Origin of the sequence: Micavibrio aeruginosavorus ARL-13 (assembly GCF_000226315.1) — a bacterium.
GTDB classification, from domain to species: domain Bacteria; phylum Pseudomonadota; class Alphaproteobacteria; order Micavibrionales; family Micavibrionaceae; genus Micavibrio; species Micavibrio aeruginosavorus_B.
Map to the genome: position 1 here is coordinate 2,337,479 of NC_016026.1, position 14,728 is coordinate 2,352,206.

Genomic DNA, 14,728 nt, shown 5'->3' on the forward strand with positions numbered 1-14,728 from the left:
GCGCTACGCAAACGCGAAAATCGGTCATTATCGTACCTTTTTTCAACGCCATGGACATGGTGTTTTTGATACTGGTAGAATCGTGCGTATGAAACCATTTATTCCACCGCACCGCGAATCAGAACGCGGCAGCGTTTTAATTTATATCTTTATCGCCATCGCCGTTCTGGCCGCGCTGAGCTTTGCCGTATCCAGGTCGGGGCGGGAAAGTGCGCAAACCATCAACAAGGAACGCGCCGATTTATGGGCTACGGAATTGTTCGATTATTCGAACATGCTGCGCCGTGCGGTCACGACATTGACGATTACGGGTCTGACGGAAAACGATGTGTGCTTCCATGATTCCGGGTGGGACGACAACAGTTATCAATTCTCCACCGCCTGCCCCACCGCCAATCTGGTGTTCAGCCAGCTGGGTGGCGGCGCGACATTCCAGAACCCGAATTACAATCTGCTAGATTCCAGCTATTCCACGGACCCCGCCTATAAAAAATGGCATATCACTGGCGCCAACAGTGTCGCCGGGGTCGGCACCGATTGTTCCCCGACGGGACCGTGTAATGAATTGCTGGCCGTGTTGCCCTTTGTCCGGCGTGAGGCCTGTATCGCCGTGAATTCCAAACTGGGCATCACCGATGATTTGACCGAGCCGCCGCAGGATGACGCCGGTTTTGACCTGAGCGTGCCGTTCAAGGGGTCATACCCAAATGGCGAATCCATCAACACCGCCACGCTGGATGGCAAGCGGGTCGGATGTTTTAAGGGCAATGGCGGGGTCATTGACGACGCCTATGTGTTTTACAGTGTCCTGATCGCACGATAGGCCAATAAAAAACCCGCTGTTCAAGCGGGTTTTTTATTCTGTCTGTCACCACTTTATTTCGGCGTCATTTCATTGCTACGACGGCGCGTTTTTCCCGGCTTGGCCGCCGCTGGATTATTGTCATTGGCCACAGCAGCATCGTTGAACAGGAAGCGCAGCTTTTTATCCTGGCCCTGTCCTTCGGTATCCACCAGAACCGCACCACCCTTGGCCAGCTCACCAAACAAAACCTGGCGCGCCAGCGGCGTGCTGATCTCGGTCTGGATCAGGCGGCCCATCGGACGGGCCCCCATGTCACGGTTATAACCCTTGGTGGCCAGATAGTCGCGAGCATCGGCGCTCAGGTCGATTTTGACATTCCGTTCCGCCAGCTGACCACCCAAGATCTTGACAAATTTATCAACGATCGAGCCCATCGTTTCCGGCTTCAGGTAATCAAAACGGATTTGCGCATCCATGCGGTTGCGGAATTCCGGCGGCAGGAATTGGCTCACCTCATCCGCGCGCAGAACTTCTTCGCGCGTTTCGGTATGGAACCCGATGCCCTGAACCTTTTTGACTTCGGCATCGCGCAAGTTGCTGGTCATGATCAAAATCACGTTGCGGAAATCCGTGGTCTTGCCATGGGAATCCGTCAAACGCCCATCATCCATCACCTGCAACAGGGCTTTCAGAACATCCGGGTGGGCTTTTTCAATTTCATCGAGCAACAGCACGCAGTTATTGTGCTTGGTCACGGCATTGGTCAGCTCGCCGCCCTCATCATGGCCGACATAGCCCGGGGGTGACCCGACCAGGCGCGCAACAGTATGTTTCTCCTGAAATTCAGACATATCAAAGCGCACCAATTGCGTGCCCAGCGTTGCCGCCAGCTGTTTCGCCATTTCGGTCTTGCCCACACCCGTTGGACCGGTGAACAGATAACTGCCCTTCGGTTTATTCAGGTCACGCAGGCCAGCCTGAGCCAGCAATACGGCATCGGTCAGGGCATCAATCGCGGCATCTTGCTGGAACACGGCCTGGCGCAGATCGGAATCCAGCGTGCGCAGTTTTTCCAGCCCGTCGCCCGACAATTCCTTTTTCGGCAGGCGCTTGATACGGGCGACAGTGTCTTCCATCTCATCCTTGTCGATCACGTTCGTGGCGCGTGGTTCAACGATACGGTGCGCGGCGGCCCCATCCAGCAAATCAATTGCCTTGTCCGGCAACTGGCGATCCGTCATATACCGGACCGACAATTTCACCGCGGCTTCAATCGCTTCATCGGTATAGGTCACACCGTGGAAGGTTTCGTAATGTTTCTTCAGACCTTTCAGAATTTCGATGGCCTGTGCCGGGGTCGGTTCGGCCACATCGATTTTCTGGAAGCGACGGCTCATCGCCGCGTCTTTTTCGAAATATTTGCTGTATTCGGCATACGTCGTCGCCCCAACGCAACGCACCCGACCACTGGACAGATACGGTTTCATAATGTTGGCCGCATCCATCTTGCTGTCACTGCCCGTACCGGCGCCGATCAGCATGTGGATTTCATCGACGAACAAGATAGCGCCCGGGGTCAATTCCAGCTGGGTCAAAACGGCCTTCAGGCGTTTTTCAAAATCACCACGATATTTCGATCCCGCGGTCATCGCCGTCAAATCGAGCGAATACAATGTCGCGCCCAGCAATTGGTCCGGCACATTGCCATTCACGATATCCATCGCCAGCCCTTCGGCCACCGCCGTTTTACCAACGCCGGGTTCACCCACCAGAATAGGGTTGTTTTTCTTACGACGGGCCAGGACCTCAATCGTCTGGTTAATTTCATTCTGACGCGCCAGGACTGGATCAATTTTGCCCGAGGCAGCCAGTTCGTTCAGGTTCACCGCAAACTGTTCCAACGGCGGACGTTCGTCCTCTTCTTCCTCACCCTGCTGTGACGCCGGGTTCTTGCGCTTGCTCAGGCCATAATTATCCGTCGCCGCGGCATCTTTCGGATTCACCGTCGTTCCGTGGGTCAGGAAATTATCCAGCGTTTCGGCGCTGCCGATGCCATGTTTTTCCAACAGATACGCGGCATTTGAACCGCGTTCGCGCATCAAGGCCAGCAACAGCGATTTGCTGTTGGCAATGGTGCCCGGGTTTTTGGTCGTGTTCTCGTAATAGACGCGATTCAAAATCGTGCCCATCGCGCTGCTTTTTTCCAGGTCGATATCCTGCAGCGGGCGCGGGTTGACATCGAAATGTTCGACGATGAAATGCTCCGCCTCTTCCTTGATCTTGGCAACATCCACTTTCAGTGCACTGAAAACGGTTTTGCAATCGGGATCATCCAGCAACGCCAACAACAAATGTTCCGGCATCATGATCTGGTTGCCGTGTGCGATGGCGATGTCCTGTGTGCGCAATAAGGTGAGGCGCATATTTTCAGATTGTTCCATGGCGATCCCTTGTCCCTACTCAAAAGAAGTTTCTTGTTTTTGAACCTGTTTGAAATTTATAGAGATTTTACATAGGGGTGCCAAGAAAATTATCTTATTTTATGGAAATAAATATTCTTGCTTTGGCTGATTTCAGCCATTTTTAACCCCCGTCCGGGGTTCCGGCGGGGGTCAAAGATGGTCCAGACCGCTGTAAATCGGCCAGCCGAACCCTGGTCTAGTCCTGGTCGATTTTCTCACGGGCACCGGATTTGCGGGCCTCTTCATAATCGAAAATCAGCTCACCGCCCTTGAAATCGACATGGGCGACGCCGCCCTTGGTCAATTTGCCGAATAACAATTCCTCGGCCAGCGGGCGTTTGATTTTTTCCTGAATGACACGCGCCAACGGACGCGCACCCATGGCCGGGTCATAACCGATTTCGGCCAGATGGGCGCGGGCCTCATCCGACAGGACGATGGTCACATCACGATCGGCCAATTGGGCTTCCAGTTGAATGACGAATTTATCAACGACACGCGCCACGGTTTCCGGCTTCAAATTCTGGAACGGCACAATGGCATCCAGGCGGTTGCGGAATTCCGGCGTGAACAGGCGACGGATTTCATCATTGTCACCATCAATTTCCATGGTGCGGCCAAACCCGATCGGCGATTTCGCCATCTGGGCCGCGCCCGCATTGGTCGTCATAATCAAAATGACGTTGCGGAAATCAACCGTTTTCCCGTTGTTATCGGTCAGTTTGCCGTAGTCCATGACCTGCAGCAAAATGTTGTACAGGTCCGGATGGGCCTTTTCAATTTCATCCAGCAGCAACACGCAATGCGGGTTCTGGTCAATCGCATCGGTCAGCAAGCCACCCTGTTCAAAGCCAACATAGCCCGGCGGCGTACCGATCAAACGGGACACCGAATGCTTCTCCATATATTCCGACATGTCGAAGCGTTTCAATTCAACGCCGAGCGATTTGGCCAGTTGCCGCGCCACTTCGGTTTTACCAACCCCGGTGGGGCCGCTGAACAGATACGACCCAATCGGTTTTTCCGCATCGCGCAGACCCGCGCGCGCCATTTTGATGGAATCGGACAGCACCGCAATCGCCTGATCCTGGTCGTACACCATGGTTTTCAGGTCGCGATCGAGATTCTTCAACAATGTGCGATCGTCTTTGTTCACCGCCTTGGCCGGAATGCGCGCGATCACCGCGATCACATCCTCAATATCCTTCACATTGATGGTTTTCTTGCGTTTTGACGCCGGCACCAGCATCTGGGCCGCACCAACTTCGTCGATAATATCAATCGCCTTGTCCGGCAATTTGCGATCACCAATATAGCGGGCAGAGAGCTCCACCGCCGCCTTGATCGCATCATTGGTGTATTTCACATTGTGGTGTTCTTCGTAATAAGGCTTCAGCCCTTTCAGAATTTTGATCGCATCCTCGATGCTCGGTTCCTTCACATCGATTTTCTGGAACCGGCGGACCAGCGCGCGGTCCTTTTCAAAATGATTGCGGTATTCCTTGTACGTCGTCGACCCGATGCAGCGCAAAGACCCGTTCGACAAGGCCGGTTTCAACAGGTTCGACGCATCCATCGCCCCGCCCGACGTGGCCCCAGCGCCAATCACGGTGTGAATTTCATCGATAAACAGAACGGCGTTATCAACCTTTTCAATTTCGCCCAGAACGGCCTTCAACCGCTCTTCGAAATCACCGCGATAACGCGTACCCGCCAGCAACGCACCCATATCCAGCGCATAAATCACGGCGGTTTTCAAAACGTCTGGCACTTCGCCATCGACAATGCGTTTGGCCAACCCTTCGGCAATGGCGGTTTTACCAACGCCCGGATCACCCACATAAAGCGGGTTGTTTTTCGACCGGCGACAGAGAATTTGCACCGTGCGATCAACCTCTTCATGGCGGCCAATCAGCGGGTCGATCTTGCCGCGCCGCGCCTTGTTGTTCAAATTGGTGCAATAGGTTTCCAGCGCATCGCGCCCCGGCTTGGCATTCTTGTCATCACCGGAAGCGGATTCACCCGGTTCGGTGCCCTCGGGCGGGCGGATTTCGCTCTGTCCCGGCACCTTGGCGATGCCGTGGGAAATGTAATTCACCGCATCAAAGCGGGTCATGTCCATTTCCTGCAGGAAATGGACCGCATTGGATTCACGTTCCGAGAACATGGCGACCAGCACATTGGCGCCGGTCACTTCCTCACGCCCCGAGGATTGCACATGGATCGCCGCGCGTTGCAAAACGCGCTGGAACGCCGTGGTCGGTTTGGATTCTTCGCCGTTGCGATTGACCAGATAGGTCAGTTCATTGTCCAGATAATGCGCCAGCTGATCCTTCAGATCCGGCAGCGAAATGCCGCAGGACCGCAATACCGCCATCGCATCCTGATCATCGGTCAGGGCCAGCAGTAAATGCTCCAGCGTCGCATATTCATGGCCGTGATCATTGGCCAGAGCCAGAGCGCGGTGGAGCGTTTTTTCAAGATTGCGTGAGAGCATGGCGAGGTCCGGGTGCGGAAAGGGTTGGCGTCTCTATCAATATAGTATTTTCGGGCCAAAGTTAACGACCCGCACCCTTGCACAGGGCTTATTTTGAGTATGGAGCGATTCGAATTGATAAAAGATGAAGAATGATCAATGAAATCAGGGTGTTTTCATATTCACCCTTATTCCTTCTCCATCGTGCATTGGAGGGGTTGTTCGCTGGCGCGGGCGAAGTCCATCACCTGGGCCACTTTGGTTTCGGCAACTTCGTACGTGAAGATGCCACAGATGCCGACACCGCGGCGGTGAACATGCAACATGATGTCGGTGGCTTCCTGACGGTTCTTGGAAAAAAACCGTTCCAGAACGTGGACGACAAATTCCATCGGCGTGTAATCGTCGTTCAACAACAACACCTTGTACATGGACGGCTTTTTCGTCTTTGGCCGGGGTTTGAGCAACAGGCCAGCCTGACGCCGTTCCTCGCCCTCACCATCATCGGGCAGATCGTCCCCATGATCGTCCCCCATACCATTGATCAGGTCGCCAAAATGCGGCCCGAAAAACGGTCGGGGATCGTTGGCATCATCATGGGCCATCAGCCAGAAATCCATATCGTCTTCAATCCAAAAACTGGTCATTGCTCACACGCTCTCTCAAAAGTCTTTTTTCTGTGGGGCGCGGAAACTGCCATCAATATTATAACGAATTATGAACAGAATCAGGAAAAATTAAAAATCATCAAAACAATCCCGAATCCTTTTGTTTTGCACCCTTTTACCCCTGCATTCTGTAACAAAATTGCGCAGCCTGCACAAAGATCAACGGCCCCGACAAAGAAAAATGCCCGTTCCCGCAAGGGAACGAGCAGTTGGGAAGGTCACCATTTGGAATGGGACTCGGGCAGGACGGTGGCGCGGGTCTTAGGCGGCCAGGGCGTCCGTAGCTTTTTTAATCGCCTTGCTGGCCTGCGCGTTCAGCGGCTCCAGCGTTTCGGTCGTAACCTTCAGGCCCAGTTCGGACAATTTGGTCGACGCGGCGACGAAATCTTCGAATTGCTGCTGCGCCAGTTTGGTCTGTGCGGCAGAGAAATCGTTGATCGTTTTGCAGCCCATCAGGGTTTTCAGGGCAGCCGCATTTTTCTCGGCCGCGTCCTGAGAGATGGACACGTAGGTTTTCAGGATGTCTTCAACACCCTTGGCGAACACGGACCCGGCCTGGGTCAGCGCTTCAACCTGTTCTTGACCCAGCGCCGACGCGTCCTTGGTCAGTTTTTCAAAATTGGCGGTGGTGGCTTTGGTCGTTGTCATGATTTTCTCCGTAATTTCAGTGGATTGCGTTTCAACAGAGGCCTTCAGCGCGCGGACATTCGTGGCGGCGGTTTTGGAGGTCTTCTTTTGGGGTGCTTTTGCTTTTTTCGCTGTCATGGTGGCTCTCCCTATCCTTTTGCTTATAATTTATCAAAGAATATGATGCATTGCACAATACCAAGGTAACACGCACCCCCTGGAGCGTCAAGGGAAAAAATGGTGCAACGCACAACGCTTCTCAAAATGAAAAAAATGCCCCGTGATTCGGGGTGTGGTCTATCCCTGAGGCTGTATGCATTTTTTCGAGCGGATTCATAGACTTTAAGGGTCTGCCCGCCTATCATGGTCTTATGAGTCGGACCCGCCGTGGTTGCGATCTGGCTCTGCCATGGGGCCAGACCATCGGGCCATGACGCGTACAAGAAACGAAAAGCATACAGGATCTCTTCCACAATGGGATACGACGTGGCCACTCTCCGTCAGCACGCTCGCACATTTTTTTCCACCGCCCTCGGGCTGGGCCTGATGGCCGGGCTGATGCTGGCCGCGACCCCGGCCCATGCCGCGAAGAAGAAATCACAAGACAACCCGCGTTACGCCTCAATCGTCATGGATGCCGATACGGGTGCAATCCTGCATGAACGCTATGCCGACAAAAGCCTGTACCCCGCATCGCTGGTCAAGATGATGACGCTGCTGATGGTGTTTGAAGCGATGGACCGGGGCGAGATGAACCTGAACACCCGCATCCGCATTTCCCAACACGCCGCCAGCATGCAACCCAGCAAGATCGGATTGAAAGCCGGGTCCACCATCCGGGTTGAAGATGCGATTCTGGCGCTGGTCACAAAATCCGCCAACGACATGGCCGCCGCATTGGGCGAAGCCGTGGGCGGGACGGAATCCAATTTCGCCAGCATGATGACCCGCCGCGCCCGTGAAATCGGGATGCGCAACACAACATTCCGCAACGCCTCGGGCCTGCACCATCCGTCACAGGTGTCAACCGTGCGGGACATGGCCATCCTGTCGCGTCACATCATCTACAACCAGCCACGGAACTTCCGCTTCTTCAGCACCAAGAATTTTCGTTATAACGGCGTGAATTATCACAACCATAACCGGCTGATGAGCACCTATGCCGGGATGGACGGCCTGAAAACCGGTTATACCGTTCCGGCGGGATTCAACCTGGCGGCCACGGCTGTGCGCAATGACCGCCGCCTGATCGCTGTCGTCTTCGGCGGCCGCACGACCCAGAGCCGAAACGCCCATGTGGCCGACCTGCTGGATCGCGGTTTCAAACAAATCGGCACGGGTCAGGTGATGATGGCGCAAACCAACGTCCGCGCCACAGCCCCGGCCCCGGTTCCAAACCGCAAACCGGGCACGGAAACAGGCACCACCGTTGTGGCCGCCACCCATTTTGAAGAGATGATGGGCGCAGGCGATTCCGACCCGACCGCATCCACACGGATTGAAAGCGGCATGGTCGCCGTCAATGCATTACGCAATGCTGGTGCCGTATCACGCGCAGAGCCACAGACCCCAACGCAGCAACCGGTTCAGCCCCAAGTCATTCGCACCCCCGCGGCGCAGGCCGCCCTGCAACCGCAAAGCATGACCACCACCGCCCCGATTGTGACATCCGGTACGGAACATACATGGTCGGTGCAAATTGGTGCGTTCACCAACCGCATGAAAACCGACCAGCTTTTGACCAGTTCACAGGGGAAATTGCCGCCGCAACTGGCCCAGGTGGCCCAGCCGGTGATCGTCCCCTTAAGCGCCGGAAGCAGCACCGTCTTCCGCGCCAGGATCAAGGGATTTTCCCGCAACCAGGCCATTGAAGCCTGTCGGTATTTCACGGATTGCATGACCATTTCCCCCCGCGCGTTCTGAGTAAGGATCTGCCGATGACGTCGCTGAAAGATAAAACGATCGTCATCACCGGGGCCAGCCGCGGGATTGGTGCCGCGATTGCCATACGGGCCGCGCGCGACGGAGCCAATATCGCCATTCTGGCCAAATCCGACACGCCCCACCCGACACTGGAGGGCACCATCCACACCACCGCCGACACCGTGGAAAAGGCAGGAGGGCGCGCTTTGCCGCTGGCCGTGGATATCCGCGATGAAAATGTGGTTGCGGGTGCGATCCAGACCATTGCCGCAACATTCGGCCGGATCGATATGGTGGTGAATAACGCCAGCGCCATCCACGCCGCCCCCACGCCCCACACGCCGATGAGCAAATATGATTTGATGATGGATGTGAATGCGCGCGGCACGTTTGCCGTGGTGCAAGCCGCCCTGCCCCATCTGCAAAAATCCGCCACGGCTGATTCCCCGGCACAAATCTTAACCCTATCCCCCCCGCTCAATCTGGGCAGCCAGTGGATCGGGCGGTGCCCGGCCTATAGCCTGTCCAAATATGGGATGAGCCTGCTGACCATGGGGTTTGCGGCGGAATTTAAGGACTGGCATATCCATGCCAACACGCTGTGGCCGCAAACATTGATCGCCACGGACGCCGTGCGCGTGTTTTTCGCCGATGCCTATAATGCGTCGCGCACACCCGAAATTGTTGCCGAGGCCGCCTATGCCATCCTGACCGGATGCAATGGACGATTTGAAACCGGTCAGCATTACACCGATGAAAGCGCCCTGCGCCTGGTCGGTATCAATGATTTTTCACAGTATAATACGACCCCCGGGCTTGATCCGGTGGATGATATTTTCCTGGATTAAACCATGCAGCAAAAACGCAACCCATCACGCCCCCAATCTGGCGAATCCGGTAACGTGATCTTCTTCATCTTGCTGGGGATTGCGCTGATTGGCCTGGTGACGGCCGCCTTGCGATCCGGCGGATCGGAAAGCGCGAATATCGACGCCGAACAAATGGTCATCAAGGTGTCCCAGGTGCAGCAAAATGCCAGCGCACTGGCGCGCGCCACGGAAGTTGCGTACCAGAATGTGCGCGAAGAATCCGCCATCAGCTTCGCCCATCCGGACGCACACAGCGATTACGGCACATACGGCACCACCCCATCCGCCGAAGTGTTTCATGTCCAGGGCGGTGGCGCGGATTATCTGGACCCGCCCGCCGGAATCAATGACGGTACGGCCTGGCAATTTTACGGCACGACTGCCGCGCCGGATGTGGGAACGGATGCTGCCGATCTGATCGCCGTTTTGCCCAATGTCACGCCAGAATTTTGCACAGCCATGAATAAATCACTGGGGCAATTGGGCGCGACCAATGATACGGGCACCTGTGTCTATGATTCATCGGGTGTGCGTTTCAGCGGCGTGTTTGCCGTCGCGCCGAATACGATGGATGGATCCAGCTTTACCTTTACCCCCGCACCGCAAGCGTGCGTTACCTGCACCGGGGCCGGCAATACGCAGCATTTTTACAAGGTTATTCTGGCGCGTTAAGGCCTGAGCCTTATTTCGTCAGCGGCATCGGCTGTGACGCGGTCACAGGCGCGGGCGGCGCATAAGGCGGTGTGGTCGCGGCCGACGGATAGATTGCTTTGGCCTGATGCGCGGGCTGGTTCGCCGCGGCCGTTTCCGGCGGCGGTGTGGTCGCGCTATAGGCCATGCCGGTCGCCAGTTGATCCCGCTCCGCTTTTGTCATGCTCATTTCACGCAACTGACGCGTTGCCGGAAGCGTGTAATCGTAGGCCGACAGAACGCGTCCGGTTTCCGCCTGAATCATCTGCAGCGAAATCATAATATGGTCTTTGCCGCGGGCATAGGACCCATACATCTGCACCAGACCGGGTTTACCCATGCCACTGGCGGATGATGGCGTGACGCCTTTCATCACAGGTTTCGGCGCACCGACCCCCACTTGCGGGGCCATAATGGTGGACGGCACGCTGTCCGGCGGCAGGCCGCCCGTATAGACGTTATATCCCAACTGCACAAACCGTGCGCCCAACTGGTTCGATACGGTTTGACCGAATGGGGTCAGTTCACCAGGAATGGCCACATCATAAAGCGGGAAGATTTGCACCGGTGTCGCCGCATTGACATGGGCGCGGGATTGTTGCGCCAGCATATCCGCCGCCGCATAAGACGAATCCGTCAGATTGATTTTTGAAGTATCGAACAATTCATCCTGCACCGCCAGCGCGACCGCACACGCGCTGAGCACACCACCAACCCCCAGCAAAGCGCAGGCCCCAAGAACCAGCGATGGCAATCGAACAGACATCATCGCATGCTCCTGCTTTTTAGAATCCGCTATCAACGACAATCGGGTCGCTGGACACATCAGCCACCGGAACCGGCGGATTATTCATGTAAACCGGCGCGGCAGAGACATCCACCGAACCATGCTGACGTGTGATTTCCTGTCCCTGAACGACCAGGAAGATTTCCGCGTCCAGCGTATAAGCCCCGGCGCCGTTCTGGGCCCGGTCAGCAATCGCGTAGCCCAAAGAGAACGGACCTTCGCCCGCCGCGGTCGACACTGGAATACCCTGATTCTGCATCGCGCGGCGCAGGGCCATTTCCATGGCCGCATCGCGGTTGGTGTTGGCCGGATGTGTAATCACCATCGTCGGCTCCATCGGACGGCCGAAATTGCGCACCAGTTTGGCCAGCAGATCTTCGGCCACAACGGTCAGGGAATCGATATCAGCATTGGTAAAGCCGGGCGGCAGACCTTCGGTTTGCTGCACCGGAGCCTGATCAACAACCATGGCCGGAGCCGTGCCCTGACCAACGACGTGGGCCGGTTTGGACGCTTCCTTGCCCGGAGGCGCCTTGTACACTTCATTATGATAGGTGTAACCCGTTGGCATTGTGGTGTCAGCGCAAGCCGCAAGCCCACCCGCCAGAACAACAGCAGAAGCCAATGTGAAAACGCGCACCAGACGGGACAAAGCAGGCATGGTCAAATTCCTATAAAGACAGTGGATGGCCGCAAAAAGAATCAAGAAGGGCGGCATGGCAGAACGCCAGACCGGTTCATGCTATCAGGGATTACCCAGAAAATACAGTCTTTGCAGGCGGAAAATTGCTTAGCCCTGCCCCTGCAACTTCTTCACGATCGCGGTCGTGCTTTTGCCCGCGACCACCGGAGCCAGCCAGACCACGCCGCCGCGGGATTGAACATAATCCGCACCATCGACATGCTTGCCTTCGTAATCCGCGCCTTTCACCAACACATCCGGGTTGATGCGGCGGATGATCAGCTCAGCCTTGTCATCCTCTTCCTTGGTCCGACCAAAGATCACCACCAGATCGACCGCGCCCAGCGCCGCCAGAACCTGCGCGCGGGAGTCTTCGTCATTGATCGGGCGGTCTTTGCTCTTATACCGGCGGATGGATTCGTCGCAGTTCAGGGCGACCACCAGACGGTCACAGCGCGAGCGCGCCTGCGCCAGATAGGTCACGTGACCCGGGTGCAGAATATCAAACGCGCCGTTGGTAAAGCCGATTTTCAGGCCCTGCGCCCGCCAGCCCTCAACGATTTTGGCGGCATCATCCCAATTGTCGCAAACGGGAGCGATCATGTCGCTGATGGCGTCAGCGGATTCCAGTTCATCCATCAAAATCGGCGCGGTGCCAACCTTGCCAACGACAATGCCAGCAGCCCGGTTGGCCAGATGGGCCGCATCATTCAGATCCATGCCCGCAGCCAGACCGGCGGCGATCGTGGCAATGACCGTATCGCCCGCACCGGAGACATCGAACACCGCGCGCGCCTGCGCCCGCAAATGCAAGGGTGTGCCATCGGCGCGCACCACGCTCATCCCGTCTTGGGACCGGGTGGCGATGACGCAATCAATCCCGGATGTTTTGATCAAATGCCGCGCAGCCACAACAATGTCGCTATCCGTGGCATTGGGCAGGTTGTTGGTGGCCTCGGCCAGTTCCTTGCGGTTTGGCGTCACGATGCTGGCCCCGCGATAGATAGAATAATCCCGCCCCTTCGGGTCCACCAGAACCGGAATATTCTTGGCCCGGGCCGCATCAATGACCCCTGCAATGACCGCAGGCGTCAACGTCCCCTTGCCATAGTCGGACAGGATCAGTGCGCGCGCGCCGTCATTCAATGCAGCCTGCACCTGCGCAATCAGGCGCGCAGCGACATCGTCGCCCACAGGCCGCGCATCTTCGGCATCCAGACGCAGGAGATGGTGATTGCCCGCCATAAACCGGGTTTTCACAATGGTCGGGCGATCGGTTGCCACCAGCAATCCGGCGGCATCCGCACCGATATCGGCCATCATGGCGCGCAACGCGCCCGCATCCGCATCATCGCCAACAACACCCGCCAGATGCACACGCACGCCCAGCCCGCGCAGATTGGCCAGAACGTTACCCGCGCCCCCCAAAACGGCCCGCGTTGTCGTGTTGGACAAAACCGGCACCGGGGCCTCGGGCGACAGGCGCACGGCATCGCCGGTCACATACCGGTCGAGCATGATGTCGCCAATCACGGCCACGACTGCATTTTGCAAAGAATTGCGCGTCATAATATCCAAAGGATCTACAGGGCAAGCCCCTGTTTTTTCAGCATTTTATCGGCGATTTGCGCCAGTCCGTCTCTTTTTGCCTGTTTGTTTAGGTTTCGTCAACGTTTCTCCGCTTTAATGGTAGGAACAAAAGACGGGTTTGGGCTTAATTTTCGGGGAATTTTCGGGGTTTTTGAGTGGGTTTTGAATCGGGCGGATCATCTTTAAAATCACACAGCCAGGGTGGCGTGCTGAACCGGATCAAAGTATCCGTTGACCGCAATCGTCTGGGCGAAGTGCTGGTTTACACCGGGGCCTTAACGCCGCAGGAATTGCGCTATGCGTTGGCCCGCCAAAAAACATCTGGCGCGTCTGAGCCTCTGGGTCGCGTTCTGCTCCGCGAACGCATGATCCGTCGTCAGGATTTGTACCGCGCCTTGGCCCAGCAAATGACACTGCGCCTGATGGCTGCATCCCTTGCCATTGCTTTGGGCTTTACGATGTTTGGCATCAAACGCGCCAACGCCGCATCCGTGCGCGACCTGCCGGCGCAGGTCACATTGGCCAGCGTTGCCAACAGCGCATTTACACCGGTGAATTATTATCCGAACCTGTTCGGTGCGAATGAAAAACAATCCACGAATTTGAAACCGTTCACAAAATGGACGGATATGTTCGTGCGGTTTGAAACCGCAATGGGCGGCGCATCCGCAAAATCCAGCATTAAAACCATCAAGGCCGAGATTGAGCCGTTGCAAGGTTTGCCGTTGGACGCCATGGCCGCCCGCGTGAATACCATCGCAAACGCTGTCCGTTATATCGAGGACAAGGATAACTACGGCAACAGCGATTACTGGGCCACCCCGGTTGAATTCTTTGCCCGGGGCGGTGATTGCGAAGATTACGCGATTGCCAAATACACCATGCTGCGCGCGTTGGGCGTACCGGAAAGCCGCCTGCGCATCGCCATTGTGCATGATTTGCAAAAAAACATTCCGCACGCCGTTTTGGTTGTGTATACGGATGACGGCGCATTGATCCTGGACAACCAGAACAAGAGCGTGCGCACCGCGAATTCGCTGACCAGCCGGTATCGCCCGATCTTCTCGATCAACCGCGATGCGTGGTGGCTGCACAACAAACCGCAAGGCACGGTTCTGGCATCAGCCCAGTAAGGTTTAGGTTTTGAAG

Annotated in this window: 12 protein-coding genes; 5 read left to right on the forward strand and 7 right to left on the reverse strand. The window is 56.2% G+C overall.

The annotated features are described in order from the left end of the window. Nucleotides 1-88 precede the first annotated feature (88 nt). Nucleotides 89-823, forward strand: a complete 735-nt coding sequence (locus tag MICA_RS11135) for a hypothetical protein (RefSeq protein WP_014103866.1) — start codon at nt 89-91, stop codon at nt 821-823. Between the two features lie 53 nt (nt 824-876). On the opposite strand, the gene MICA_RS11140 is transcribed toward MICA_RS11135, so the two are convergent. From MICA_RS11140 to MICA_RS11155, 4 genes are all read right to left on the reverse strand, one after another. Further along, nucleotides 877-3,246: an AAA family ATPase gene (locus tag MICA_RS11140; protein WP_014103867.1), complete on the reverse strand. Its 2,370-nt coding sequence runs from the start codon at nt 3,244-3,246 to the stop codon at nt 877-879. A 217-nt stretch (nt 3,247-3,463) separates the two neighbouring features. Further along, nucleotides 3,464-5,764: an ATP-dependent Clp protease ATP-binding subunit ClpA gene (gene clpA, locus MICA_RS11145; protein ID WP_014103868.1), complete on the reverse strand. Its 2,301-nt coding sequence runs from the start codon at nt 5,762-5,764 to the stop codon at nt 3,464-3,466. A 167-nt stretch (nt 5,765-5,931) separates the two neighbouring features. Further along, nucleotides 5,932-6,390: an ATP-dependent Clp protease adapter ClpS gene (gene clpS, locus MICA_RS11150; protein ID WP_014103869.1), complete on the reverse strand. Its 459-nt coding sequence runs from the start codon at nt 6,388-6,390 to the stop codon at nt 5,932-5,934. 282 nt (nt 6,391-6,672) lie between these two features. Then, a complete protein-coding gene (locus MICA_RS11155; RefSeq protein WP_014103871.1) occupies nt 6,673-7,176 on the reverse strand; it encodes a phasin family protein in 504 nt (167 codons plus the stop codon). Nucleotides 7,177-7,524: 348 nt separating this feature from the next. Between MICA_RS11155 and MICA_RS11165 the strand changes: the two genes are divergently transcribed. The 3 genes from MICA_RS11165 to MICA_RS11175 are packed head-to-tail and all read left to right on the forward strand — an operon-like array spanning nt 7,525 to nt 10,502. After that, entirely contained in the window at nt 7,525-8,961 is a 1,437-nt protein-coding gene (locus tag MICA_RS11165; RefSeq protein ID WP_236619905.1) for a D-alanyl-D-alanine carboxypeptidase family protein, read from the forward strand. Between the two features lie 14 nt (nt 8,962-8,975). Continuing rightward, nucleotides 8,976-9,809, forward strand: a complete 834-nt coding sequence (locus MICA_RS11170; protein WP_014103873.1) for an SDR family oxidoreductase — start codon at nt 8,976-8,978, stop codon at nt 9,807-9,809. A 3-nt stretch (nt 9,810-9,812) separates the two neighbouring features. Beyond that, nucleotides 9,813-10,502, forward strand: a complete 690-nt coding sequence (locus tag MICA_RS11175) for a hypothetical protein (RefSeq protein WP_014103874.1) — start codon at nt 9,813-9,815, stop codon at nt 10,500-10,502. A gap of 10 nt (nt 10,503-10,512) precedes the next feature. On the opposite strand, the gene MICA_RS11180 is transcribed toward MICA_RS11175, so the two are convergent. The 3 genes from MICA_RS11180 to rfaE1 all read right to left on the reverse strand — a co-directional run bounded on the left by MICA_RS11180 (nt 10,513) and on the right by rfaE1 (nt 13,558). Continuing rightward, nucleotides 10,513-11,289: a FlgO family outer membrane protein gene (locus MICA_RS11180; protein ID WP_014103875.1), complete on the reverse strand. Its 777-nt coding sequence runs from the start codon at nt 11,287-11,289 to the stop codon at nt 10,513-10,515. 16 nt (nt 11,290-11,305) lie between these two features. Continuing rightward, nucleotides 11,306-11,968, reverse strand: coding sequence for a hypothetical protein (locus MICA_RS11185; RefSeq protein WP_014103876.1), 663 nt, complete (start codon nt 11,966-11,968; stop codon nt 11,306-11,308). A 129-nt stretch (nt 11,969-12,097) separates the two neighbouring features. Continuing rightward, on the reverse strand, nt 12,098-13,558 hold the full coding sequence (rfaE1, locus tag MICA_RS11190) for a D-glycero-beta-D-manno-heptose-7-phosphate kinase (protein WP_014103877.1): 1,461 nt from the start codon (nt 13,556-13,558) through the stop codon (nt 12,098-12,100). 176 nt (nt 13,559-13,734) lie between these two features. Here rfaE1 and MICA_RS11195 point away from each other — a divergent pair, with 176 nt between their 5' ends. After that, a complete protein-coding gene (locus tag MICA_RS11195) occupies nt 13,735-14,712 on the forward strand; it encodes a transglutaminase-like cysteine peptidase (RefSeq protein WP_014103879.1) in 978 nt (325 codons plus the stop codon). Nucleotides 14,713-14,728 lie beyond the last annotated feature (16 nt).

Coding starts and splice junctions, on each gene's coding strand:
- MICA_RS11135 (WP_014103866.1), top strand. CDS start 89: ATGAAACCATTTATTCCACCGCACCGCGAATCAGAACGCGGCAGCGTT.
- MICA_RS11140 (WP_014103867.1), bottom strand. CDS start 3,246: ATGGAACAATCTGAAAATATGCGCCTCACCTTATTGCGCACACAGGAC.
- clpA (WP_014103868.1), bottom strand. CDS start 5,764: ATGCTCTCACGCAATCTTGAAAAAACGCTCCACCGCGCTCTGGCTCTG.
- clpS (WP_014103869.1), bottom strand. CDS start 6,390: ATGACCAGTTTTTGGATTGAAGACGATATGGATTTCTGGCTGATGGCC.
- MICA_RS11155 (WP_014103871.1), bottom strand. CDS start 7,176: ATGACAGCGAAAAAAGCAAAAGCACCCCAAAAGAAGACCTCCAAAACC.
- MICA_RS11170 (WP_014103873.1), top strand. CDS start 8,976: ATGACGTCGCTGAAAGATAAAACGATCGTCATCACCGGGGCCAGCCGC.
- MICA_RS11175 (WP_014103874.1), top strand. CDS start 9,813: ATGCAGCAAAAACGCAACCCATCACGCCCCCAATCTGGCGAATCCGGT.
- MICA_RS11180 (WP_014103875.1), bottom strand. CDS start 11,289: ATGATGTCTGTTCGATTGCCATCGCTGGTTCTTGGGGCCTGCGCTTTG.
- MICA_RS11185 (WP_014103876.1), bottom strand. CDS start 11,968: ATGCCTGCTTTGTCCCGTCTGGTGCGCGTTTTCACATTGGCTTCTGCT.
- rfaE1 (WP_014103877.1), bottom strand. CDS start 13,558: ATGACGCGCAATTCTTTGCAAAATGCAGTCGTGGCCGTGATTGGCGAC.